At 29.1% G+C, this 24625-nt stretch carries 26 protein-coding genes and 8 tRNA genes; 28 read left to right on the plus strand and 6 right to left on the minus strand.

The genetic code is table 11. The annotated features are described in order from the left end of the window. The first annotated feature begins 1 nt into the window (after position 1). The 5 genes from rsmG to LQE93_RS13140 all read left to right on the plus strand — a co-directional run bounded on the left by rsmG (position 2) and on the right by LQE93_RS13140 (position 4333). Positions 2-721 (plus strand): 16S rRNA (guanine(527)-N(7))-methyltransferase RsmG, encoded by a 720-nt coding sequence (gene rsmG, locus LQE93_RS13120; RefSeq protein ID WP_055266800.1) that lies wholly within the window; start codon positions 2-4, stop codon positions 719-721. A gap of 208 nt (positions 722-929) precedes the next feature. Beyond that, positions 930-1697 carry a nucleoid occlusion protein gene (gene noc, locus LQE93_RS13125; RefSeq protein WP_055266798.1) on the plus strand — a complete coding sequence of 256 codons (768 nt, stop codon included), beginning with the start codon at positions 930-932 and terminating at the stop codon, positions 1695-1697. A gap of 448 nt (positions 1698-2145) precedes the next feature. Beyond that, entirely contained in the window at positions 2146-2907 is a 762-nt protein-coding gene (locus tag LQE93_RS13130; protein WP_055266796.1) for a ParA family protein, read from the plus strand. Between the two features lie 13 nt (positions 2908-2920). Further along, complete coding sequence (locus LQE93_RS13135) at positions 2921-3802, plus strand: ParB/RepB/Spo0J family partition protein (RefSeq protein WP_055266794.1); 882 nt, start codon at positions 2921-2923, stop codon at positions 3800-3802. Positions 3803-3835: 33 nt separating this feature from the next. Next, on the plus strand, positions 3836-4333 hold the full coding sequence (locus LQE93_RS13140) for a DUF4446 family protein (RefSeq protein ID WP_148315769.1): 498 nt from the start codon (positions 3836-3838) through the stop codon (positions 4331-4333). A gap of 27 nt (positions 4334-4360) precedes the next feature. On the opposite strand, the gene yyaC is transcribed toward LQE93_RS13140, so the two are convergent. Together yyaC and LQE93_RS13150 are read right to left on the minus strand one after the other, a co-directional pair. Next, on the minus strand, positions 4361-4960 hold the full coding sequence (gene yyaC, locus LQE93_RS13145) for a spore protease YyaC (protein ID WP_055266790.1): 600 nt from the start codon (positions 4958-4960) through the stop codon (positions 4361-4363). A 264-nt stretch (positions 4961-5224) separates the two neighbouring features. Further along, positions 5225-6382 carry an aminotransferase class V-fold PLP-dependent enzyme gene (locus LQE93_RS13150; protein WP_055266788.1) on the minus strand — a complete coding sequence of 386 codons (1158 nt, stop codon included), beginning with the start codon at positions 6380-6382 and terminating at the stop codon, positions 5225-5227. Between the two features lie 168 nt (positions 6383-6550). On the opposite strand from LQE93_RS13150, the gene LQE93_RS13155 reads away from it, so the two are divergent. From LQE93_RS13155 to LQE93_RS13215, 13 genes are all read left to right on the plus strand, one after another. Next, on the plus strand, positions 6551-6790 hold the full coding sequence (locus tag LQE93_RS13155) for a DUF3343 domain-containing protein (protein WP_055266786.1): 240 nt from the start codon (positions 6551-6553) through the stop codon (positions 6788-6790). Between the two features lie 17 nt (positions 6791-6807). Further along, positions 6808-7710, plus strand: coding sequence for a mechanosensitive ion channel family protein (locus tag LQE93_RS13160; protein WP_084759025.1), 903 nt, complete (start codon positions 6808-6810; stop codon positions 7708-7710). A 25-nt stretch (positions 7711-7735) separates the two neighbouring features. Then, entirely contained in the window at positions 7736-7927 is a 192-nt protein-coding gene (locus LQE93_RS13165; RefSeq protein ID WP_055266784.1) for a DUF951 domain-containing protein, read from the plus strand. Between the two features lie 100 nt (positions 7928-8027). Further along, complete coding sequence (gene rpsF, locus LQE93_RS13170; RefSeq protein WP_055266782.1) at positions 8028-8315, plus strand: 30S ribosomal protein S6; 288 nt, start codon at positions 8028-8030, stop codon at positions 8313-8315. Between the two features lie 16 nt (positions 8316-8331). Continuing rightward, positions 8332-8790 (plus strand): single-stranded DNA-binding protein, encoded by a 459-nt coding sequence (locus LQE93_RS13175; protein ID WP_055266780.1) that lies wholly within the window; start codon positions 8332-8334, stop codon positions 8788-8790. Positions 8791-8824: 34 nt separating this feature from the next. After that, positions 8825-9067, plus strand: a complete 243-nt coding sequence (gene rpsR / locus LQE93_RS13180; protein WP_055266778.1) for a 30S ribosomal protein S18 — start codon at positions 8825-8827, stop codon at positions 9065-9067. A 156-nt stretch (positions 9068-9223) separates the two neighbouring features. Continuing rightward, positions 9224-9538, plus strand: a complete 315-nt coding sequence (locus tag LQE93_RS13185; protein WP_055266776.1) for a MazG-like family protein — start codon at positions 9224-9226, stop codon at positions 9536-9538. A 25-nt stretch (positions 9539-9563) separates the two neighbouring features. Continuing rightward, positions 9564-11504: a DHH family phosphoesterase gene (locus LQE93_RS13190; RefSeq protein ID WP_231073973.1), complete on the plus strand. Its 1941-nt coding sequence runs from the start codon at positions 9564-9566 to the stop codon at positions 11502-11504. Positions 11505-11547: 43 nt separating this feature from the next. Next, positions 11548-11994, plus strand: coding sequence for a 50S ribosomal protein L9 (gene rplI / locus LQE93_RS13195; RefSeq protein ID WP_055266771.1), 447 nt, complete (start codon positions 11548-11550; stop codon positions 11992-11994). A gap of 12 nt (positions 11995-12006) precedes the next feature. Next, positions 12007-13884 (plus strand): Lon family ATP-dependent protease, encoded by a 1878-nt coding sequence (lonC, locus tag LQE93_RS13200; RefSeq protein ID WP_055266769.1) that lies wholly within the window; start codon positions 12007-12009, stop codon positions 13882-13884. Between the two features lie 131 nt (positions 13885-14015). Then, positions 14016-15353, plus strand: a complete 1338-nt coding sequence (locus LQE93_RS13205; RefSeq protein ID WP_055266767.1) for a replicative DNA helicase — start codon at positions 14016-14018, stop codon at positions 15351-15353. A 139-nt stretch (positions 15354-15492) separates the two neighbouring features. Next, positions 15493-15675: a DUF1858 domain-containing protein gene (locus LQE93_RS13210; protein ID WP_055266765.1), complete on the plus strand. Its 183-nt coding sequence runs from the start codon at positions 15493-15495 to the stop codon at positions 15673-15675. A 150-nt stretch (positions 15676-15825) separates the two neighbouring features. Next, the gene (locus LQE93_RS13215; protein ID WP_055266763.1) at positions 15826-16569 is read left to right on the plus strand and encodes an acyl-[acyl-carrier-protein] thioesterase; all 744 of its coding nucleotides are present in this window, start codon (positions 15826-15828) and stop codon (positions 16567-16569) included. Positions 16570-16716: 147 nt separating this feature from the next. Here the strand turns inward: LQE93_RS13215 and LQE93_RS13220 are convergent, their stop codons facing one another. Next, on the minus strand, positions 16717-17961 hold the full coding sequence (locus LQE93_RS13220; RefSeq protein ID WP_055266761.1) for an NAD(P)/FAD-dependent oxidoreductase: 1245 nt from the start codon (positions 17959-17961) through the stop codon (positions 16717-16719). A gap of 501 nt (positions 17962-18462) precedes the next feature. Between LQE93_RS13220 and LQE93_RS13225 the strand changes: the two genes are divergently transcribed. From LQE93_RS13225 to LQE93_RS13265, 9 genes are all read left to right on the plus strand, one after another. Continuing rightward, positions 18463-19062 (plus strand): hypothetical protein, encoded by a 600-nt coding sequence (locus LQE93_RS13225; protein WP_231073975.1) that lies wholly within the window; start codon positions 18463-18465, stop codon positions 19060-19062. Between the two features lie 120 nt (positions 19063-19182). After that, positions 19183-19257, plus strand: a tRNA-Glu gene (locus LQE93_RS13230). Between the two features lie 9 nt (positions 19258-19266). Beyond that, a tRNA-Val gene (locus tag LQE93_RS13235) sits at positions 19267-19342 on the plus strand. 5 nt (positions 19343-19347) lie between these two features. Next, a tRNA-Asp gene (locus LQE93_RS13240) sits at positions 19348-19424 on the plus strand. A 25-nt stretch (positions 19425-19449) separates the two neighbouring features. Then, positions 19450-19524, plus strand: a tRNA-Thr gene (locus LQE93_RS13245). 6 nt (positions 19525-19530) lie between these two features. Continuing rightward, positions 19531-19605, plus strand: a tRNA-Glu gene (locus tag LQE93_RS13250). A gap of 9 nt (positions 19606-19614) precedes the next feature. Beyond that, positions 19615-19690, plus strand: a tRNA-Val gene (locus LQE93_RS13255). Positions 19691-19694: 4 nt separating this feature from the next. Beyond that, a tRNA-Asp gene (locus LQE93_RS13260) sits at positions 19695-19771 on the plus strand. 32 nt (positions 19772-19803) lie between these two features. Further along, positions 19804-19878, plus strand: a tRNA-Thr gene (locus tag LQE93_RS13265). Positions 19879-20023: 145 nt separating this feature from the next. On the opposite strand, the gene LQE93_RS13270 is transcribed toward LQE93_RS13265, so the two are convergent. Both LQE93_RS13270 and LQE93_RS13275 read right to left on the minus strand, forming a co-directional pair. Further along, positions 20024-21013, minus strand: a complete 990-nt coding sequence (locus LQE93_RS13270) for an ATP-binding protein (protein WP_055266757.1) — start codon at positions 21011-21013, stop codon at positions 20024-20026. Next, the gene (locus LQE93_RS13275) at positions 21006-22001 is read right to left on the minus strand and encodes a DnaD domain protein (RefSeq protein WP_231073977.1); all 996 of its coding nucleotides are present in this window, start codon (positions 21999-22001) and stop codon (positions 21006-21008) included. Before LQE93_RS13275 ends, LQE93_RS13270 begins: the two co-directional genes overlap by 8 nt. A 162-nt stretch (positions 22002-22163) precedes the next feature. Here LQE93_RS13275 and LQE93_RS13280 point away from each other — a divergent pair, with 162 nt between their 5' ends. Further along, positions 22164-23339 (plus strand): peptidoglycan DD-metalloendopeptidase family protein, encoded by a 1176-nt coding sequence (locus LQE93_RS13280; RefSeq protein ID WP_186838396.1) that lies wholly within the window; start codon positions 22164-22166, stop codon positions 23337-23339. A gap of 18 nt (positions 23340-23357) precedes the next feature. On the opposite strand, the gene LQE93_RS13285 is transcribed toward LQE93_RS13280, so the two are convergent. Further along, positions 23358-24551, minus strand: a complete 1194-nt coding sequence (locus LQE93_RS13285; RefSeq protein WP_231073980.1) for a S8 family serine peptidase — start codon at positions 24549-24551, stop codon at positions 23358-23360. Positions 24552-24625: the final 74 nt, after the last annotated feature.

Genomic DNA, 24625 nt, shown 5'->3' on the forward strand with positions numbered 1-24625 from the left:
AATGGAATTTTTTGATTTAATGTCAACAGCTGCAAAAGATGTAGGAATAGAATTAACTAAAGAACAATATGAAAAGTTCATTAAGTATATGAGACTTGTTCAAGAATGGAATGAAAAAATAAATTTAACAGCAATAACTGAGGATAATGAATTTGTAAAAAAGCATTTTATAGATTGTATAAAAGCGTTTAAATCAAATGCTATAAAAGAAGCAAAAACTTTAATTGATGTTGGAACTGGGGCTGGTTTCCCTGGTCTTCCAATAGCAATATTAAGTCCAGAGACTAAAGTTACTTTATTAGATTCACTTAATAAGAGAATCAATTTCTTAAATACAGTAGTAAGAGAATTAGATTTAAAGAATGTAACAACAATTCATTCAAGAGCTGAAGATGGAGCAAGAAATCCAGAATTAAGAGAGCAATTTGATGTTGCTACATCTAGAGCGGTAGCTAATATGGCTGTATTATCTGAGTTCTGTATGCCTTTTGTAAAGAAAAATGGGTACTTTGTTGCATTAAAAGGGCCATCTATAGAGGAAGAATTAGAAAATGGAGCTAACGCAATTAAAACTTTAGGTGGAGAATTAAAGAATATTATAGAAGTTGAGGTCGAAGGGACTGACTTAAATCATAATATAGTTGAAGTATTAAAAGTAAATAAATGTCCAAAAACCTATCCTAGAAAAGCAGGAACAATTAATAAAAAACCTATAAAATAGCATAAAAGTATATATTTTTATTGAAATTTATGGCATAATTAAACTTTAGAGAGAATAAATTGTATATTTGTGTAGAAATATAGATTAATATAGTTTAATTTGTATTACGAAAGTCTCATATATAAGAAGGAAATGATTAATTAATACAGAAATGTTAAAATATGGGATAAAATGTTGAGTAATTAGATATAAGGGATGGGCGGGAGAAATGAGTAAACAGATAATAAATATAAATGTAGATGAGATATTTCCAAATACATATCAGCCAAGAAGATATTTTAATGAAGAGGCTTTACAAGAATTATCTGCATCTATAAGGGAATATGGAATAATTCAACCAATAACGGTAAGAAAAAGAGGCGAAAAATTCGAACTAGTTGCTGGTGAAAGAAGATGGAGAGCTGCAAGAATTGCAGAATTAAGTCATGTTCCATGTAACATAATAGAAATTACTGATACAGAATCAGCTGAAATTGCTTTATTAGAAAACCTACAAAGAGAAGACTTAAACTTTATGGAGGTTGCCGAAGCTTATTATAATTTAATTAACGATCATAAGTTCACTCAGGAAGAATTAGCTAAGAGAATGGGGAAAAATCAATCTACAATAGCTAACAAGCTAAGATTGTTAAAGTTAAGCCCAAAAGTTAGAGCAATATGTTTAGAAAATAATTTAACTGAAAGACATGCTAGAGCATTATTAGCTTTACCGAACGAAGAGTTGCAATTAAAAGTTTTAGATAAAGTAATAAAAAATGGTCTTAATGTTAAGAAAACAGAGGAGTTAATCAATTCTGAGTTGTTAGAAAAAGCAGCAGAAGAGAGAAAAAGTAAAAGAAGAGGCGTTATGCCAGGAAAACTATATGTTAATACTATAAAACAAGTATTCAATAAATTTGATATACCAGCTGAATATAAATTAAAAGAATTAGATGATAGTATAGAGATTACAGTATCTATTCCTAAAAATAAATAGAAGAGAGCAGTACGGATTAAGTACTGCTCTTATTAATTTCTAAGGAATAATTAAGAGTTTTGATTTAAGGATAAAATTTATTATATATAACATGTAAATATATTTTTAAAATTATAGCAATTTTATTTTTAGTATATTACATAATTGAAGTCTAAATGTAAGAAAGATAAATATGAGATAAAGTCTTATTAATTTATAATTAAGTCATGCTTTGATAAAAGGAGTTGGCTTTTATGAAAAAAATAATGGCAATTATTAAGATTATATTTTTAGTTATATTTATAGGGTATGATGAAGAAAAATTTCATTTAGCATAAAAAATGTTTCACATGAAACATTTTTTTTATTTGACATAAATTTTTATTATGACGCCCTTTAATTATGGAAAAAAAGCAGATATAATAGAAATAAAAGGGAGGGGGGTGGAGTCCTTAATAGGACAAAACTTATGAAGAAAATATGTATTTTTAACCAAAAGGGTGGAGTTGGTAAGACTACTACTAATATAAATTTATGTGCTTACTTAGCAATGGAAGGATATAAAGTTTTAACTATCGATATTGACCCACAAGGAAATACTACTAGTGGATTAGGATTAGATAAGAAAAATTTAGAATTTTCAATGTATGACGTATTAACAGCTAATGTTTCTTTAAGTGATGTAATACTTAAAAGTGAATTAATACAAAACTTATATATAGCTCCGGCAACAATGGAATTAGCTGGTGCTGAAGTTGAAGTTATTAATAGAAGTGATAGAGAAACTATACTTTTAAATGAAATAGCAAAAGTTCAAGATGACTTTGATTTCATTTTTATAGATTGTCCTCCATCATTAGGAGTATTAACTATTAATGCACTTACTGCAGTTGATTCTGTACTTATTCCAATTCAATGTGAATTTTATGCATTAGAAGGTGTTGGACAATTAATAAATACAATTCAGCTTGTTAAGAAATCTTTAAATAAGTCATTAGATATTGAAGGGGTAATAATGACTATGTATGATTATAGAACAAATTTAAGCAATGAAGTCTATGATGAAGTTAAAAAGTTCTTCAATGAAAAAGTCTTTAAGACTACTATTTCAAGAAATATTAGATTAGCTGAAGCTCCAAGTTTTGGACTTCCGGTAATGTTATATGATGAAAAATGTAAGGGTGCAGATGCATATAAGGCTTTAACAAAAGAATTTTTAAGCAGACAATAGGAAGGTGAATATCATGAGCAAAAAATTTGGATTAGGTAAGGGATTAAATGCTCTTATTCCAGAAGATACAAATTTAGGTCCTTCAATTAATAAAATAGAGAAAAAAACTTCAGATAAAAATTTAATAGATATTAATTTAATAAGAAGTAATATAGATCAACCAAGAAAAACTTTTGATGATGAAAAAATTATTGAATTATCAGAGTCAATAAAGCATCATGGAATTGTTCAGCCGATTATCTTAAGAAAAGAAGAGGATAATTATGTTATAGTAGCAGGTGAACGTAGATGGAGAGCTGCTAAAATGGCAGGGCTTAAGGAAGTTCCTTCGATAATAATGGATTTAACAGATAAGCAAGTATTAGAAATATCATTAATAGAGAATATTCAAAGACAAGATTTAAATTCAATTGAAGAAGCGATGGCATATAAAAAATTAATTTCTGATTTTGATTTAACACAAGAAGAATTAAGTAAGAGAATAGGTAAATCACGTGTTGCTATAACTAATACAATTAGGTTATTAAATTTAGGTGAGGATGTTCAACAATATTTAATAGAAGGTGTAATATCAGAAGGACATGGTAGAACCTTACTAGGCATTTCAGATAAAAAATTACAGTATGAGTTAGCTCAAAAGGTTATAGATGATAAATTATCTGTAAGAGAATTAGAAAATATTATTAAACGAATAAAAAAAGATGTAGATAATTCTTCAAAAAAGAAGTCAGAGACTGAATTAACGAATCCATACTATAAGGATATAGTGGAAAGATTACAAAATTACTTCGGTACAAAAGTAAATTTAAGTAATAAAAATAATAAAGGTAAAATAGAAATCGAATATTATTCCGAAGAGGATTTACAAAGAATTTTAGAAATAATTAAATTATAATGTTTCATGTGAAACATGGAGGGACGGATAAAGGTGAGTAATATACTAAATATAATTAATGAGTACTCAGGACTTATAGTGATTGGATTAGCTATTATAACATTATTATTGTTAATAACTACAATAGTTTTATTACTTTCAGTTAATAAAGTAGAGAAAAAATATAGAAAAATGATGAGAGGAACAAATAGTAGAAATTTAGAAGAAGTTATAAATTCTAATTTAGATAATATTGATGTTGCTCTTAATAATTCTAAGGAATCTCTAGAAAGATGTGAAAAAATAGCTGAAGATTTAAAATCATGTGTAAACAAGGTTGCTATAATGAGATATAAGGCTTTTGAAGATGTAGGAAGCGATTTAAGTTTTTCTATAGCTATATTAGATTCTTATAATGATGGAGTAATTATAACTGGTATTTATTCTAGACATGATAGTACTACATATGCAAAACCTATAGATAAAGGAATATCAAGATATGATTTATCAGAAGAAGAATTACATGTATTAAATGAGGCTATAAATAAGTAGATAGCAAAAGGATAGTAAGTAAAATTACTATCCTTTTTTATTTAATTTGCTAATTGAAAATTTATTAGGTGAAGAAAAATCTATTGAAATTTTATTCAAACATTTTTGTATTCCGTTAGTAATACAATCAGCTAATGACATAACAGTAAATAATCTAGTATTTTGAAGAACAATAAATTCTAAGCTACCAGATATATTGACAACTCCTGTAATACTAAGATCTCCAACTGAGGGTAAATCTTTATTAAGTGCTAAACCTGGGTTAAGAGGTTTTTCCTCTATAAATATTTTACCAACATTTTGAACATTTCCTAAAGAAGAATCAATAGCTATTATATAAGGATTAATAAAATACTTTTCTATTTTTTCTAATATAGTAGTTATATTTTTTGAGTGAACTGGGGTTTCCAAACAACCATATATGTATATATTATTTTTATGCTCAGATTTCAGTTTATAACCAACTAAAGGACCAAGAGAATCACCAGTACATCTATCAGTTCCTATACATAAAAAAATAATAGGTCTATTATCTAGAATAGGTTCTTTTAGTTTTGAGTATAAATAATCTCTAATTTTATTAACTGTAGTTGGTGACATAGAATCTTCACAAAAATATTTATCCATAAAACACTCTCCTTATATAGAAATTATTGACAGTTTTTATAGAAAATATTCAAAATATAATAAAAAAAGTGCGAGCTAACGCTCGCAAGTGAAAGAGTGGTTTTGTCGAAGTAAAAATACTACTATTATAGCAGGGAAAAGTTAACTTAAGTTAAAGTAAAAAGTATATACTTCCTAATATTTACATATACGATATTTTTTTGTGATGCCTGTGATATTTTCTATTTTGATTAAGTAAAACTTTTCCTAAAAGTGCTTCGCACTTTATACATATAATTTGTTTATTTTATTGAGTGAGTCCACTGTATATTTTATTTCATCTAAAGTATTAAAGTATCCTAAACTTAGTCTAACGGTTCCGTTAGGATATGTTCCAATTGTTTGGTGAGCTAACGGAGCACAATGAAGACCACTTCTATTACTGATTCCGAAATCAGAATCTAAGATATATGAAAGTTCACTAACATCTAAGTTATTATGTGTAATAGATACACATGATGTTCCATTAGATGGATCTAAATCACCATAGATATTAAAGTTATTAATATTAGAAATCTCATTAATTAAATAAGATCTTAAATAAGAGTTATGTTCATAAATAGTATTAAGGCCTTCTTTTTCAATAAATTTTATACCTTCATATAATCCGATTATACCAGGAATATTTAATGTACCAGATTCAAATTTATCAGGTAAAAAGTCTGGCTGAGTTAATGAATGAGAAAGACTTCCTGTACCACCAAGAATATATGGATTACAGATTTTATTTAACTCATCATCTATGATAAATCCACCTATACCTTGAGGACCAAGTAAACTTTTATGTCCAGTAAATGCTAAAGCATTAAGATTAAATTTTTTAAAATCAACTTCTAATACCCCTGCACTTTGAGCAGAATCTAGTATGAAAAATATATTATTCTTTTTGCATAATTCTCCGATTCTTTGTATAGGTTGAATAGAACCAGTAATATTAGAGGCATGAGTAATTACTATTAGTTTAGTATTAGGTTTAATTGCTTTAGAAATTGAATTTACATCGAGTATTCCGTTTGATTTTGCAGAAACTATTTCTAGATCAATACCTATATTTTCTTTTAAATTATATAAAGGTCTTATAACGGAATTATGTTCCATAGAAGAAGTTATGATATGATCTCCAGGCTTTAATATTCCATTAATCAATATATTAAGCGATGAAGTTATATTATTAGTAAAAATTACATTTTCAATCTTATGAAAATTAAAAAAGTTAGCTATTGTTTCTCTAGCTAAAAATAAATATCTATTTGATTCTAATGCGTTAGAGTGATTAGCACGTCCAGGATTTCCACCAATGTTAGTTAAATAATTATAAATTGAATCTGAAACTGATTTTGGCTTTGGAAATGATGTACTTGCATTATCTAAATATACATTCATAGTGCTTACTCCTTGTAAAATTAGTCTTATAAATATGATAAAATAAATAGAGAAAAAAGCAAGAGTGTATTACAAAATTTTGAAATAGATGAGATATTAAAGTAATATATTTATTATAAGACCAAAGTAGGTATAATATAATTAAGAAGAAGATTTTAGGAGGACAAGATGAAGTATTACATAATAGTTTTTAAGAATACTCATACAGCTATGAGTGGAGAAAAAAAATTAAAGGAAATAGGGATGAATTTTAGAATTATGCCAACACCAACTACAATAACTCAAAGTTGTGGAATTTGTATAAGATTAGAAGATGAAGAAAGCGTTAATAGAATAATTAATGAAGAAGTCATAGAATTTAAGGCAATATATAAAAGAGATAACGGATGTTATGAATTAATAAAATAATAGGGAGGCGTTAGTAGGTGAATAACATTTTAGCTCTTGCTAAGATAGTTTCAACAGATGAGGGTAAGTATGCGTGGAGCTGGGAAGGTTTAAAAGTAAATCCAGATACTTTAAATTCATGGATAGAAACAGGTCTTTCTGTGATTTTGAGAATCGTTATCGTATTTATAGCTATAAATTTAGTTATAAAAATAGGTAATAAAATAATTAATAAATTTGTAGATAAGCAAGTAAAAAGTAAAATGAGTTTTTCGTTAGATCCTCAAAAGGCGATAACTATAGGTGAAGTCTTAAAGAGTGTACTGAAATATACTGTTTATTTAGTTGGGGTTGCACTTATGTTTTATGATGTTTTTGCAAAGATACCGGTTGCTTTAGCAAGTGCTGGGGGATTTGCAATAGGTCTTGGGGCTCAAAGTTTAGTTAAGGATTTAATTAATGGATTTTTTCTTTTATTTGAAGATCAATATGGGGTAGGGGATCACGTTACTATTTCTAACTTTACTGGTATAGTTGAAAGTATGGGAATCAGGACAACTGTTTTAAGGGATTTTACAGGCGATTTACACCTTATTCCAAATGGTTCTATATTAGAGGTTACTAACCATTCGAGAGGTGATATAAGATTTATAGTTGATGTGGATATAGCTTATGAAGAAAATATAGACCAAGCTACAAATGTAATTAAAGCTGTTAATGAAGCTTTTGAAGAAAAGCATAAAGATAAGCTAAGAGGGCATATTGAAGTGCTAGGAGTTACTTCATTAAATCCATCGGGAATAACTATTAGGGTTATCGGAAGAGCAAAACCATTAAGCCAATGGGAAATGGAAAGAGAATTAAGAAAAGAAATTAAAGAAGCATTAAATAAATCAGGAATAGAAATTCCTTATCCAAAGACTTATATTGTAAATAAATAATTTTATTTTTAGGAGGCTATTATAAATGATAGAAACTTTTGAACTAGGTGATATAGTAGAAATGAAAAAAGAGCATCCTTGTGGAAATAAAAACTTTGAAATCATAAGAGTTGGTGCTGATGTAAAAATTAAATGTACTGAATGTGGTAGAATAATAATGCTTCCACGTCGTAAATTCCAAAAAGATGCAAAAAAGGTAGTAAAAACAAAAGAATAAAATAAAAAAAGCTTGAAATAGTCAACATAAAGTGATAAACTTTTAAATTGTAATCCTGCTGCGTATGTAGCAGCCGTTAAGTCCAAAGGAGGTGAAAATGATGAGAAAGTACGAAACTATATTTATACTACACCCATCATTTGATGAAGAAGCTGTAAAAGCTAACATCGAAAAGTTTAAAGGTGTTATAGAAAATGGTGGAGGAACTATCGAAAACGTAGATTTCTGGGGTAAGAGAAAACTTGCTTACGAAATAAAGAAAGTTAACGAAGGTTTCTACACATTAATCAATTTCGAAGCTAACCCAGAATTACCAAGTGAGTTAGACAGAATATTCAGAATCACTGATGGTGTTATAAGACATATCATTGTTAAACAAGAAAACTAGTAGGTGGTGTTAAAGAATGAATAAAGTAATTCTAATAGGTAGATTAACTAAAGATCCTGAGTTAAAGTATACTCCAGGAACAGGGACTGCCGTAACAACACTAACTTTAGCAGTTGATAATTATAACAGCAAATCTGGCGAAAGAACTGCCGATTTTATTCCTGTAGTAATATGGGGAAAGCAAGCTGAAAACACTGCTCAATATATGAGTAAGGGTAGTCAAATTGCAATAAGCGGTAGAATCTCAGTTAGAACATATGATGCAAAAGACGGCACAAAGAGATATGTAACAGAAGTTGTTGCTGATACATTTAACGGTGTAAGCTTCTTATCAAAAGGTAATGGAGCAGGCAATAATGGAGGTTCATTCGGTGGCGGAAATGGATATTCTACTCCAGCAAGCAATGATGTGTTTGGTGGAATGAGTTTCGAAGAAGACATGACTCCAGTAGATGATGGAGATATGCCATTCTAGAAAGTCTAATTAATTTTATAAGGAGGGAACTAGCATGAGAGATATGAAAAGATCTGGAAAAATGAGAAGATCTAAGAGAAAAGTATGTGCTTTCTGTGTTGATAAAGCTGAATCAATAGATTACAAAGATGTAGCTAAGTTAAGAAAGTTTGTTACAGAAAGAGGTAAGATATTACCAAGAAGAATTTCTGGAACTTGCGCTAAGCACCAAAGACAATTAACAGATGCTATAAAGAGATCAAGAAACATAGCTTTATTACCATTTACAACAGAATAGTAATAAGATTATTAGCCCCTGAGAATCAGGGGCTTTTGTGTTATATAAAAATAAAAATAATTTACATAATTTGTAATACAATCCCTTATATAGTTGCATTAATATAAAAATAACTTTAAAATATAAGTTACAGGGTATTGGAATAGAGGTGAAATAATGAGAAAAGAAGAATTTAATATAATGGCCAATATTAAGATGATAGAAGAATTAAAAGCGAACTTATTGTGTCTTATAGGAGATCTTTATACTCTTTTAACTAGAGGTACTAATATAGCTAGAGACTCTATATTAAATTGTATATCTGGTGCTATTTTAATTCTTTATGTTTTAGCACAAAAGTTAGGATATAGTTGCGATGAAGTTGATGATGATATGAGTAAAAAGCTAAAGATTGGTATTACAGAAGAGCATGAATATGAGAGAGAAGGTAAAAATTTAAGTAAGCTTCAAAATCATATAAAGCAGCGTTAATAATATAAGGCTTAGGAGGCTTTCAATGAAGGAAAAACTTAAGGATTATCAACAAGTGATAGTACCAGCTATTTTTATATTTATAAGTATGATATTTTTCTATAATGATAAGTTTATAGTAGGAAGTATTATATTATTGGCGTTTATTATATACAGTTATTACTTAAATTTGAATGAGCGTTATAAAGATGAAAAGGATAAAAGAGTAGTATCTAAGCTTAAATTAAATATTAATGATAATATTTCAAACATGATAGCTCCAATTGCTCTTATTAATGAAAATGGAGATATTATATGGGCAAATAAAAAATTAGCTAATGAATTAGATTTAAAAGATAATGAAGTACAAAATATTGTTAGTATTACAAGAAGCATAGATTTACAAAAGCTTTTGAAATGTGATAAAGATTTAAGTCAGCGTATAAAGGTAAAAAACTATGTTTATAGTATATATGCTAGCAAAATAATTGGAGAAGATGAACTTATTAATGATGTATATGCAGTGTATTTTATAGAAGTTAGCAATTTGAGTGATTTAAATACAACTAAAGAAAGTGTAATGTTAATTGAAGTAGATAATTTATCTGAGGTTCTTGAAAGTACAGAAGAAAGTGAAAGACCTTTACTTGTAGCAGAAGTAGAAAGAACTATTAATTTATATGCTCAAAAGTTGAAAGCACTAATTGTTAAATATGGTTCTAATAGATATGCATTATCGATTATAGATAAGTATATTACTGAAGAAATAAATAATAAATTTGATATATTAGAAAAAATATCTGAAATTGAACGTGGTAATAAGTTTGAACTTACTTTAAGCATTGGAATAGGAAGAGGAGGAGCTACCCCTCAAGAAAATTATAATAATGCAGTTACTGCTAAGGAGCTTGCTTTAGGTAGAGGTGGTGACCAAGTTGCCATAAAAAATAATGAAAAGATAATTTTCTTTGGTGGAAATACTAGAGAGTTTGAAAAGAGAACAAGAGTAAGAGCAAGAGTTATTGCTCATGCATTAAAGGATCTTATCTATGAGAGTAGTAATGTATTAATTATGGGACACAAGAATCCAGATATGGATTGCTTAGGTGCTGCGGTTGGTTTATGGTCTACAATAAAGCAAATGGGCAAGAATTGTAATATTATTTTAGATAATGATAGAAATGCTATTGAATATTACATGAGTAGGTTAAAAAGTGATAGCAAGTATGATAAAACATTTATTTCTAGAGATGAGGCAGAAAAAAATATCAATGATAAATCTTTATTAATAGTAGTAGATGTTCATAATAAAGGGTATGTAAGTAATATTGACTTAGTTGAAAAAGTGTCTAGAAAGATAATTATAGATCATCATAGAAGAAGCCCTGATATAGTTGAAGGCACGTTATTAAATTATATTGAGGTATATGCATCATCTACCTCAGAAATGGTAACAGAACTAATTCAGTATATGGTACAAAAGCCTAGAATATCAAAGGTTGAAGCTGAAGGGCTTTTAGCTGGTATTGTTATGGACACTAAAGAATTCCAATTTAAGGCTGGAGTTAGAACATTTGATGCAGCGTCATTTTTAAGATCTATAGGTGCTGATACATTGGAAGTTAAAAAAATGTTTAATGATAGTTTAGAAGATTATTTAGTTATAGCCGATACTATTAAGAATGCAGATGTAAAAAATAAGGTGGCGATAGCTGTTTGTCCAAGTAATGTTGATAATACAGTTATAGTAGCTAGAGCAGCTGATGAATTATTAACTATCTCAGGAATAGAGGTATGCTTTGTTTTAGCTGAAATAAATAATAATGTAATAATAAGTGGACGTTCTCTTGGGGATGTTAATGTTCAAGTTATATTAGAAGAACTTGGTGGCGGTGGTCATATGAATATGGCTGGAGCTAAATTAAAACTTTCTATAGAAGAATCTATAGAAGCTTTAAAAAATTCTATAGAAAAGCATTTAAAGTAGAACAAATGTGACAAGAATAAAAGATAAAGGATAGGTGTATAAGATGAAAGTTATTTTATTACAAGACGTAAAGAAAATGGGAAAAAAAGGTGATGTTATAGAAGCATCAGATGGATATGCTAGAAACTATTTATTTCCTAGGAAATTAGCAGAAGAAGCAACAGCAAATGCTTTACACGTTGTTAATGCTAAAAAGGAAAATGAAAGAAGAAAGAAGCTTGCTGAACTAGAAGCAGCTCAAAAGTTAGCAGCTGAATTAAAAGGTAAAGAAGTTACAGTAAAAGCTAAAGCAGGAGAAAGTGGAAGATTATTTGGAGCTATAACAAATAAAGATATAGCTGAAGTTATTAACACAACATTTAAATTATCAGTAGATAAGAAAAAAGTAGTAATGGAAACAATAAAAATTGCGGGAACATATGATGTAGAAATTAAATTATATCCAGAAGTATCAACAAAGATAAAGGTTATAATTGTCCCTCAACAATAAGGAGGATTTAATTTGGAATTACAAAATATATTAGATAGTGATTTACCGTTAGAGTCAAAGGTGAATGTATTATTTGAGATACTTAATAATGTGCTTGATGAAGGTGCTGTAAGAGCTAGAACTGTTAGATTTAAGTTAAATAAGTATGTTAATTCACCAAAAATAAACGAGAGAATATATGCACTTAATGTTATTGCATCAGATGGAAAAGGAGCGAAGGTAGTTCCAAATGATGATACAGCACGAGATATATTAGAGGATGTAGTTTATTGGATATCTGAAAATATAGCTAAAAAATATGTGCAAAGACAAATAGAAACTGAAGTTGAAAAGAGTCTTGTTGAGAGACAAGAGAAGTTTATGGATGAACTTAGACTTTCTATAATAAGAAAGCAAAAAGGTTCTGAAAATAGCAAAACAGCACTTAAGCTTGAGAAGCTTGAGAAGCTTGATGCTAAAAAGATAAATAAAAATGTAATGAATCTTTTAAGACCAGAAACTTTTGAAGAGATTGTTGGGCAAGAGAGAGCTGTTAAGTCATTAATATCAAAGATGGCATCTCCATACCCACAGCATATAATCCTTTATGGGCCTCCAGGAGTAGGTAAGACATCAGCAGCAAGACTTGCTTTAGAAGAAGCTAAAAAACTTAAATTTACGCCTTTTGATGAGGAATCAAAGTTTGTTGAAGTTGATGGAACAACATTAAGATGGGATCCGAGAGAAATAACGAATCCTCTATTAGGCTCAGTACATGATCCTATATATCAAGGTAGTAAGAAAGATTTAGCTGAGATAGGTGTACCTGAACCAAAACCAGGTTTAGTTACAGATGCACATGGTGGAGTTTTATTCATTGATGAAATCGGTGAATTAGATGAAATACTTCAAAATAAACTTTTAAAAGTTTTAGAAGATAAAAGAGTAGAGTTTTCATCATCTTACTATGATCCAGATGATGAAAACATACCAAAATATATAAAATATTTATTTGATAATGGAGCACCGGCTGATTTTGTTTTAATAGGGGCTACGACTAAAGATCCAAGTGAAATTAATCCAGCTTTAAGATCAAGATGTACAGAGGTTTATTTTGAGCCATTATCTGCTACAGATATAGAAGGAATAATTGAAAATGCAGCTAAAAAGTTAGAAGTAACTTTAGAAGATGGTGTTGCAAAGCTTATTAGTCAATATACTATTGAAGGTAGAAGAGCTGTAAATATATTATCAGATGCTTATGGATATTCTTTATATAACTCTCAAGGGGAAGATACAAAAGGAATAATAAAGATAAGCGATGTAGAAGAGGTATTATCTATAGGTAGATATTTACCTTATGAAAGAATAGATAATTTAGACAGTTCTGAAGTAGGGCATGTATATGGATTAGGAGTAAGTGGATTTGTAGGATCTACTATAGAGATTGAAGCAGCTGTATTCCCTGCAAGAAAAAAAGGTGCAGGAACTATTAAGTTTAATGATACAGCAGGTTCAATGGCAAAGGATTCTGTATTTAATGCAGCTTCTGTTATAAGAAAGATTACTGAAAAAGATATAAGAGATTATGATATACACGTTAATGTAATTGGTGGAGGAAAGATAGATGGGCCTTCAGCAGGAGCAGCTATAACTGTTTGTATAATTAGTGCTCTTACTAATAGACCAATACGTCAAGACATTGCTATTACAGGTGAGATTTCATTAAGAGGTACTGTGAAGCCAGTTGGTGGTATATTTGAAAAAATATATGGTGCTAGAAGAAAAGGAATTAAACTTGTTGCTGTCCCTAAAGATAATGAAAAAGAAGTCCCTCTAGGGCTTAGTGATATAGAAGTTAAATCTATAACTAATATAGAGGAACTTATGGAGATAGTATTTGAGAAGTAATGTGGATTAAGCTTCCTTAGTAGGAAGCTTAATTTTATTGTGTGAAAAAAAGAATTTTAATATACATAATATAAATTTCTTTAGATTTTGTTATAATAAATTTAGAATACTTAGGAGGGAGGGTTACTTATATGGAAACACCAATGATGAGAAGTTTACCACAGAGTATTGAAGCTGAACAGTCTGTTATAGGTGCTATGATAATAGATAAGAGCGCTATAGCAAAAGTTCTTGAAAAGCTTAAAGAAGATGACTTTTATAGAGATGGTCATAAAATAATATATAAGGCTATACAGCATATGTTTTCGCAAGATATGGCTGTAGACTTAGTAACATTATTAGAATATTTAAAGACTACTGATAACTTAGATAAAGCTGGTGGAGTTACTTATATATCAGAGTTAAGTGCTTCTGTACCAACAACGGCCAACTTAAGTTCATATATAAAAATAGTTGAAGAAAAATCTACTTTGAGAAAGCTAATTAAGGCATCTACAGCAATCATAGAGGAAAGTTATAATAGCGGTGATGATGTAGGAAAGGTTATTGATATAGCTCAAAAGAAGATGTTTGATATAGCTGAAAAGAAAGACTCTAAAGAGTATGAACCATTATCAAACGTTCTTGAAAGAGGATTTTTAGAAATAGAAAGATTATTTAATAACAGAGGAGCAATAACAGGGGTTGGATCTGGGATAAAAGACCTAGACGCAAAAACATCTGGATTCCAAAAAGGTGATATGGTGCTTATAGCAGCCAGACCTTCAATGGGAAAAACAACTTTCTCACTTAATATAGCTGAGAATGCAGCATTAAAAGAGGGGAAGAGTGTAGTTATATTTTCTCTGGAAATGTCTAAGGAGCAATTAGCTTATAAGTTATTATGCTCTCAAGCAAATGTTGATATGTTAAAACTTAGAACTGGTAATTTAGATGATGATGACTGGGAAAGAATTGCGAGAGCTACAGGACCATTATCTAAGGCAAAAGTGTATATAGATGATACAGCAGGTCTTAGCGTTATGGAAATGAGATCTAAGTGTAGAAAGATAAAAATGGAACATGGTATTGATATGATACTTATAGACTACTTACAACTTATGTCTGGTAGCTCAGGTAGTGATAATAGACAACAAGAAGTATCGGAAATATCAAGATCTATTAAGGCATTAGCTAAGGAGATGGAGTGCCCAGTTATAGCTTTATCACAGTTATCTCGTGCACCAGAGCAAAGAGCTGACCACAGACCAATGCTATCTGACTTAAGAGAGTCAGGATCAATTGAGCAGGATGCTGACGTAGTTATGTTCTTATATAGAGATGAATACTATAATAAGGAAAGTGAAGACAAAGGAATTGGTGAATGTATTATAGCTAAGCAAAGAAACGGCCCGGTTGGAACTGTTAAAATGGCTTGGATTGGAGCACACTCTAAATTTGCAGATTTAGATTTAGTTCATAAAGAATAAATAATATTAAAATATTAAAAAGATGCTTATATTAAGAAAGCATCTTTTTAATTTAGAAATCACCTTGAAATATTATGAGAACTTGTATAGAATATATTTAATTATTAATAAAAACACTATTAAAGGATAGGTGAATGTATTGATTACTAAGGAAATGACTATTGGTGAAGTTATAAAGGCTAATGTTAATAAAGCTGATGTACTTATGCAATTCGGAATGGGATGCGTAGGGTGTCCATCTGCTCAAGCAGAGACGGTGGAAGAGGCTGCAAGAGTTCATGGTATAGATTTAAATGAGTTATTAGATGCTCTAAATAGATAATAGTATATATGGTATTTTAAAGTCAGCATTGCTGGCTTTTTTATTATTTTATAAAAATTAAATTATAAACTTAATTTAGAATTTTAATATTATAAAATTTATGTGGTAAAATATGTTTAGCAATAAATTAATGGAAAGTGGGCGTATTAAGTGGGAAAAAGATTTGAAAGAGAATATGAGATTCATTATTATGATGTTGATGTAAAATTACAATGCAAAATTGAATCTATAGTTAATTACTTTACAGACATAGGAACGAAGCAATCAGAGAAGCTTGGTGTAGGAATTGATTATATGACAGAAAGAAATTTGGCATGGGTATTCTGTAAGTATGATGTAAAGATAAATAGATATCCTAAATATGGAGAAAAGATTAGAGTAGCTACAAATGCTTTGGGATTTAAGAAATTTTATGCATCAAGATTATATGAAATATTTGATGAAGAAGGTAATAAAATTGTTGAAGCAGTTGGAATATTTTTATTGATAGATATTAATAAGAGAAGAGCGGTAAGAATACCTGTAGAGCAATATGAGTTTTATGGTGTTAGTGAAGAAGAAGAGTGCAATATAAATGTTTCAAAATTAGAAAAATTGAAAGAGGAAATGTACTCAAAAGAATTTAAAGTAAGATATACTGATATAGATTCTAATACACACGTTAATAATGTTAAATATATAGAATGGGCATTAGAATCAATACCGGTAGAGATATTATATAAAAATAACTTAGTTGAATTAAGCGTAGTCTTCGAGAAGGAATGTTCCTATGGAGATGAAATAAAATCAATATGTGAAATTAAAGAAAATGATGATCAATATATTATTTTACATAAGATAGAAAATGCAGAGGGAAAAGAATTAACAACATTAATATCAAAATGGGATAAATAGAATGGTAAATGACAAATGGAGAATGGCAAATTGATGAATAAAGTCAGTTATGATGACTTTTTAAAAATATTTTTAAGAAACTGCAAAGCAGGTTCACTATTTAATTTGCCACTTACCATTGTTAATTTGCCATTTGTTAATTTGCCATTACTTATTTGCAATTGATTTTGCAGCTACATATCCAGAACTCCAAGCCCATTGTAGATTAAATCCACCACAATCTCCGTGAACATCTATAAGCTCACCAGCAAAATATAGATTAGGAACTATCTTAGATTCTAATGTATCTGGATTAATTTCAGAAGCATCAACTCCTCCAATAGTTACTTGAGCTTGATTGAAATCATTTGTACCGATACAAGTAAATTTCCAACCTTTTAGCGTTTGAATTAATTTGTTTTTTTCTTTCCAAGAAAGTTCATAACATGGCATATGTAAATCAGTAATACCGCATTCTTTTAAAAGAACAGGTATTATTTTTTTGTTTATTACGCCTATGAAAGCATTTATTATAGGTCTATGAGAAAGAAGAGCAAAATGACATTCTAAGAAATCTATTAACTCATCTTTTGTATAGTTTGGCATAAGGTCAACAATAACTTCTGTTTTTTTGCTATTGCTAGTAGCTTGAGACGCTAAAGCTGATATTTGAAGTATCGGAGGACCAGAAATACCGTAATCAGTGAATAATATTTCACCAAAATCTTCTTTGACTTCTTTATCATCTACAAATAATTTTGCATAGCCATCAAATTTAACGCCTGAAAGTGCTTTAAGATGTTCATATTTTAATTTTAATTGAACTATTCCAGGTAAAAGCTTTGTTATTGAATGTCCTAAATTTTTTGCTAAATAATATGCAGAACCATCTGATCCTGTTTTTGGAGCAGATTTTCCTCCACAGGCTAATATTAAGTTTTCACATGTGAATAATTTATATTCTTCATTACTTGTGGATAATTTAAAAACTTTTCCCTTGTGGATATCTTTTATTTTGCAGCTTGTGTATAAAGGTATGTTTCTATCTTCTAGTGACATTTTTAAAATATCCACAACTGAAGAGGCTTGAAGGGACTGTGGATATAATTTTCCTCCTTTTAGAGGAACTATTGGAAGACCTAAAGATAAAAAATAATTTAATGTATCATCTACACCAAATTGACTTAAAACAGACGAAAAGAAATTATCACAATTACTATGATAATTAATAAAAGGTTCAGCAACACATCTATTAGATATATTACATCTACCATTTCCTGTAGTTAATATTTTTTTTCCAACTCTATCAGTACCTTCAACAATGGCTACATCTATCCCAAAATCTTTAGCAGTTATAGCAGCTATCATTCCAGAAGCTCCACCACCGACGATTATTAAATCATGATATATCAAAATAAGAACACTCCTTTAATATTAGTTTTATATAAAAAGTTTGAAATACTTTTTTAGTTAAGAGTTAATGATCAAAAGTTAATAGTTGAGATAAAACTATTATTTAGTTTATTGAAAATATATATTTTAAGAAAATTAATTTTAATCTAAATATATAACTCGTAACTTTTATCTTTTAACTATATATTGTGTAATTTTCATAAAGCAAATTAAAATTTAACAATACTAAATGAAATACACTACTGGCATATGTTTGTAGGTTTAAGTTAGCCTACCAAAATTAAAATTTGGAGAATTAAAGAAAACTCATACTCATATACGATTGAATGAGTAAGTTTCACCAACTAAATTTAAAATTAAATAGTTTAAGGAAACACACTACTCGCATACGCTCGTAGGTGTAAGTTCGCTTAACCAAATTGAAATTTGGAAGCTCACTTAATTCTATCACAGTAATATTAGTAAAAAAACTATGGAATACTATATTGAGAGGTGAGAGTATTGTTAGTTAAAATTATTGACCAAACTTTAGAGGATTATGAAAAAGAGTTTAAGGTTAGAAGGATGAATTATGATCAAGTAGTAGTAAATTATCCTAATAGTAAAGGTATTAAGGTATTTGATAATAATGAGATAGAATTTATCACAGAAAGTGAAGTAGATGAATTTTTAATAAAATATAATGATTTTTTAAAAATAAAATTAAATAGAGGAATATCAGTAGCACTATATAAGGCTCTTTTAGAAATTATAGAATCACAATTAAATATTGAATTTAAAAATTTAAACTTACTAAGAGATAAACATAATGTAAATAAAAGAGGTGTTTGGGAAAAAGAAATAATAGCTGTTATAAATAATAGTATTCCAGTTAAAATTTTAGCTGTAGGACAAAACTTTAAAAAAATAGGATTTAATATAACTTTAGATGAAATTAATAAAGATGAATTTTTTGAAATGTGTCTTTTTGAAATTGAAAAAATACAAAATGAAATAAAATTAAAAGAAGATTCATTAAGTAGATATGGTATGGCAATAGAAAATTTAAAAAAAGTAGAAAAAAATAAAAGTGCTGAAAAGCCAGTAAAAATGCTGACTTAAGGGTGGATAGTGATAAGCTAAAAATAAAAAATAAAAAAAAGTTTTTAAAAAGTGTTGACACCATATTTAATTTTATGTATTATAGTTAATGTGCTCGGCAGAGAACGAGCAAGAAACCTAGGCCCCTTGGTCAAGCGGTCAAGACACCACCCTTTCACGGTGGTAACAGGGGTTCGATTCCCCTAGGGGTCACCATTTTAATATGGAAGCATAGCTCAGCTGGGAGAGCATCTGCCTTACAAGCAGAGGGTCACAGGTTCGATCCCTGTTGTTTCCACCATAAATGGCTCAGTAGCTCAGTTGGTTAGAGTGCCGGCCTGTCACGCCGGAGGTCGAGGGTTCGAGCCCCTTCTGAGTCGCCAATTTTTTAAAAAAACTATATAATATGCTGGTGTGGCTCAATGGCAGAGCAGCTGACTTGTAATCAGCAGGTTGTTGGTTCGACTCCGATCACCAGCTCCATTATATGGCCCCTTGGTCAAGCGGTCAAGACACCACCCTTTCACGGTGGTAACAGGGGTTCGATTCCCCTAGGGGTCACCATTTTAATACGGAAGCATAGCTCAGCTGGGAGAGCATCTGCCTTACAAGCAGAGGGTCACAGGTTCGATCCCTGTTGTTTCCACCATAATGGCTCAGTAGCTCAGTTGGTTAGAGTGCCGGCCTGTCACGCCGGAGGTCGAGGGTTCGAGCCCCTTCTGAGTCGCCAATTTAATTTTGGTGATAAAATATAATATTTATGCTGGTGTGGCTCAATGGCAGAGCAGCTGACTTGTAATCAGCAGGTTGTTGGTTCGACTCCGATCACCAGCTCCATGAAACTCTAGATAATTCTAGAGTTTTTTTGTTTTTATATTATAATACAAAAATTAAATTTATTTATAAAAAAAGACACTTTACTTTGTAAAATTAATAGTTTAAAGATTTATTATTAATTTAAGTAAAGCGTCTTTCTTATTATTTATTGTTGTTGAGATCTCATTCTTGCAAGATTAAGCTTTATTCTAACATCATTACCGTAAAACTTAAAGAAAGTGAAATTACCAACTAAACGAGAATAAACTCTAGTAGTATAACTTTTTTCTATATCTGGAAGATTTAAATTTGTTGATATAATCATCTTTTTATTATTTAATAACTTTTTATTTATTAAGTTAAATAATTCATTAGTAGAAAAGTCTGTTACTTGTTCAGCTCCTAAGTCGTCTATTATTAGTAAATCACAATTTATTAATAAATCTTCAAGTACATAGTTATTATTGAAAGTTATTTCTCTTAAGTCTCTTATTAAATCGTTAGATGTCTTATAGATAACTAGATATCCTTTATCTAATAACTCTTTAGCAATACACCAAGATAAAAATGTTTTACCATTTCCTGATTCACCATAAAATAAAAGGTTAGTATTATCTGTATCGAAATTAGCTAAATAATTACCTCTTACAAACTCATAAATTTTCTCCATGTTTTTACGTTGAGAATTTTTATAATTACCGCTATTTTCAGAAGAAAATAACCTTATATCAAAGTTATTAAAATTGCAAGTAGCTAAGTTATTTGATAATTTAGAAGTTTCATAATATAAATTTACAAGTTTAGTTTTAAAGCAACTACATCTCTTAGTTCCTATATAACCAGTATCTTGGCATTTTGGGCATTGATAATGAAGTGTCAGATAATCTGTAGGATACCCATAAGACGTTAGTAACTCGTATTTTTGCTTTCTAAGCTCTTGTATATCAGCTTTAATATTATCTAAATCAGATTCAGATGCACCTTTTAATATAGCCATAGGTAAAGCTAAGGAAAGTTTTTGAATCGTATTATCTAATTCAATTATTTCAGGAGCTTTTTGAAGAATTTCATTTTTTCTATTTTTTAAATTACGATTTTCATCTTCACGTATTTTTTCGTAAATATTCATTAATTTTTCTTGATATCCCTTAATCATTGTTATACCATCCTAAAAGTTCTTTTTCCAAATCATCATAGTCTTTTGATGATTTATTATTAATATTTTGACCAATAAATCTTTTGCTATTATTACTAGTATAGTTCCCCTTAGATGGAGCAATACTAGAAGGTTTTGAATCTTTTTCCTCAATAGCAGCAATTGTTTTTAGGTTGTTCTTATTCCAGTTAGATAAGATTCCGTCAATATATTTAAAATCTGCTCTATTTAAGCGTTGAAAACATATATTGCAAGCTTTTTCTATGACATCTAGAGGAAAATTAAAATCATTTATCCATTTATCTAACATTTCTTCTTGTGGTTTCATTAATTCAGGATTTTTAATACCTAAGTAATTTAGAATATGTCTAATTTTTACCCATTTATCTTCATTTTTCTTGATATAGTTTTGAGCTTCTTCAACTGTGGTTATATTCATATCTTTCCAAGCCATTGCTACTTTTTCTATATATCTATAATCACTTTTTCCACGAGATACACAATATTCAAAAAGAATCAGTATTAATTCTGATGAGAAATTGAAATCATCTTGCCAACTTAAGTAAGTAGTCATTTCTTTAGGAGATAGAGGTCTTCCTAAAAGTCTTTCAATATCATTTAGCATATCCTTAGTTGAATTTTTATTTAATGCTTGAAGTAAGTTTATTTCTTTACTTTGAGATTTAGATTCTTTAACTAAATCAACAAATTCAATATTAAAATTACCCATTTTATCAATTGGAATAAGCTTTATTAGTCCTTCATCATTCCAATAATTTAAGGCATTTAGTACATCAGATTCAAGCAAATTTAATGAAGTAGCTAATATTGATGATGTTACACCCATTTCACCACAAGTATTATATTTAAGCATTAATAGATATACCTTTATAAATTCTCCACGGGCTTTAGGCATATATTTTTCTATAAATATATTACTAACGGGAGTAAAGTCTAGTTGTTTATTTTTTAGCATAAATGTGCTCATAAATATTCTCTACCTTTCTTGAACTATTACGTTTAAGCTAATTATAACAAAGGTGATATTAACCCTCAACATAACAATTAAAGAAATGATATGTATATTATTTTACTTCTTGGGAAAATTAAAAAATGTTGTAAATAAAACTAAAAAAGAGGAGTGATAAAAATGTACTCGCAGAAGAAGGATGAAAAGTGTGTCATACGAAAAACCACTTTATCCTTAATAGTATTAACAATATTGTTATTTCTTATATCAGAAATAACTAATGGCTATAGTATACATGGAAATAGGAAAACAGTTCAGTGTATTAATGTTATTAATGATTCAAATGAAATACCACAAGGAGTTTATTTGGCAAATTCAAGTGATATTTCTAATAACTATAATGATATTGTTAATTTGGAGAGTAAGAATCTAAATGCAAATATAGATAATATAAATAGAAATGTTAATGGCTTTGCTATAACTGTAGATAATAATATTTTTGGATATGTACTAAGTGCTCAAGAAAAAGATGAAATAATTGAGAGTGTATGCGAAAGTTATATTAGAGAATTAGGAGTTAATGTTGAAGATATATCTTATATGAAGATAAATGGAAATATAAAAGTGACGCCTACTGAATTAAAGTTGTGTCAATTGAGTAATAGTAGTGAAATATCAAAAGATATTTATGAGGCATCTATAATAAATAAAAGTTTGTTGGATTTAGAGTTAAGTTTAAGAACCTTTCAAGAAGAAAATATAGAATCACCAGTTATAGTTGAAGAAGATAATAGTATATATATGGGTGAAGAAGTTATTGTACAAGGATCTGATGGAACAAAAGAAGTTTATAAGGAAGTCGTATATGATGGACTTACGAAAGTAGAAGAAAATATATTAAATGAGAACGTATTAGTAGAGCCTATAGCTACTGTAGTACATAGAGGAAGTAAAAATCCATACTATGATGGAGTAAGTTTTTTAGAGAGACCAGTAGATGGGGGATATATATCATCATATTATGGAGAAGATAGAGTTAATTCGTATCATAAAGGACTTGATATAGCTGAAAATCTTGGAGAAGATATAATAGCTTCTTTCGAAGGTAAAGTAATATATGCTGGATATAATGATGGAGGGTATGGAAATTTAGTTATAGTTCAGCATAGTGACGATATGAAAACATATTATGCTCATTTAAGTGAGATATACGTGTCTCTAAATCAAGAAGTGAAAAAAGGAGAAATAATAGGTGCTGTAGGAAGTACTGGATATAGTACTGGACCTCATTTACATTTTGAATTAAGGATAAATGAAACACCTGTAAATCCTCTTAATTATATAGTCAAAAAGTAAAAGTGCTTTATGGCACTTTTACTTTTTAAATAATTTATTTAAATTTATACATCCTTCTCCCTGAGTATTTAGTGGTAGATCTAAGTTAGTAGATGAAGCTGTTAACATAGATACTATATCATCAAAGGAGAGTGTAGGTGTAAGTTCATATAATAAAGCACATATACCAGATATATATGCAGCTGATATAGATGTGCCGCTAAAGCTTTTGTATGAAGATGAAAGTTTAGGTGCATATATTTTAGTATTATTTTTTTCAGATATATAAGATGTATTACAGTTAAGAGATACAATATCTACACAAGCAGCACAAAAATTAGGTTTAAAATCTTTTTTTGGAGCACCTGTAGATGAGTATTCATAAGGAGTTGTTTTTGAAGTTGTATCTAAACCGCTTACTGTAATAGCATTTTTACTTAGAGCTATTCCCATAATAGAGCCTTCAATACTATTACTTCCACTAGGAAGTATAGGTGTAATACCTAAATCAACAGCTTTTTTTAGTATTTTATCAAAAAGTGAGAATATAAATTTATCATGATTTAAGCTTTCAAAGGGTAAACATAAAATTTTTATATTATACTTAGGACTTATAGATATTAACTCATTTATAGCATATAGTACATCTGAGACATATCCTTTTCCTAATCTATTAAAAGCTTTTATCACATGAAGCTCTGAGTTAGGAGCAATTCCTTTATATATTCCATTAGAGGATTCACCATTACCAGCAATGACTCCACAAGTGCATGTACCATGTCCGTTATCATCATATGGGAATGAGAGACCATTAATTAAGTCTGTGAAGGTAGCAATTCGATTAAAAGGTGTTGTTAAATCACGGTGAGGATATACACCAGAATCAATTACTCCAATACCTACCCCCCGACCAGAAGCATTTATACTATTAGATAATCTAACTCTATTAGCAGTTTGTACGCTTATACCACAAAGATTAAAAAATTGATCTAAGCATATATATTCAACTTCAGGGTATTCTAATAATCTATTTATAGATTGAGAGTTTAAAATAGCACATATAATATTATCAATATTAATATTTCTTAATATAGTTCCTTTATATGATAAGATTCTTTTTTCAATAGAATCCTGAAAGTTTCTACATTTAATTAAAACCCTATAACTCCTAGATGTATTAAATTCCATATAATTTTTAAGATTAGAGTCTAGTTTTTTATTTAAAGAGAACATAAAAAACTCCTTAAAATTAATCCACATTATATAGTATAAAACTAAGGCTATTTTTGTTAATTAAGAAAAGAAAA

The sequence above is a fragment of the Clostridium sp. NSJ-145 genome (assembly GCF_021044725.1).
Taxonomy (GTDB): domain Bacteria; phylum Bacillota; class Clostridia; order Clostridiales; family Clostridiaceae; genus Clostridium; species Clostridium disporicum_B.